The organism is Vibrio sp. 10N.222.48.A3 (assembly GCF_041475345.1).
Taxonomy (GTDB): Bacteria; Pseudomonadota; Gammaproteobacteria; order Enterobacterales; family Vibrionaceae; genus Vibrio; species Vibrio tasmaniensis_A.
This window is the reverse complement of sequence record NZ_JBFRVX010001585.1, coordinates 1-305: the sequence shown is the minus strand read 5'-3', so window position 1 is coordinate 305 and position 305 is coordinate 1. Positions and strand designations below refer to the sequence as shown.

The 305-nt window shown below is 43.9% G+C and carries 2 pseudogenes; both read left to right on the top strand.

Annotation, left to right across the window (positions count from 1 at the left end):
- Nucleotides 1-229 (top strand): annotated as a pseudogene (locus AB4653_RS27875) (septum site-determining protein MinD); the annotation flags it as partial.
- A gap of 6 nt (nucleotides 230-235) precedes the next feature.
- Nucleotides 236-305: pseudogene (gene minE, locus AB4653_RS27870) on the top strand (cell division topological specificity factor MinE); the annotation flags it as partial.

The window sequence follows — 305 nt, the reverse complement described above, 5'->3', positions numbered from 1 at the left end:
TGTTGAAGACGTTGAAGAGATTCTTCACATCTCTCTACTGGGTGTCATCCCAGAGAGCCAAGCAGTACTGAACGCGTCGAACAAAGGTGTTCCAGTTATTTTTGACGAAGCAACCGATGCAGGTATGGCTTACAATGATACTGTAGAACGACTACTGGGTAGCCAAGTGGACTTCCGTTTCTTAACGGAACAGAAGAAAGGCATCTTCAAAAGACTGTTCGGGGGCTAATTCGCAATGTCATTACTAGAGTTTTTTAGACCACAAAAAAAGACAACCGCAAACCTAGCTAAAGAGCGTTTGCAGA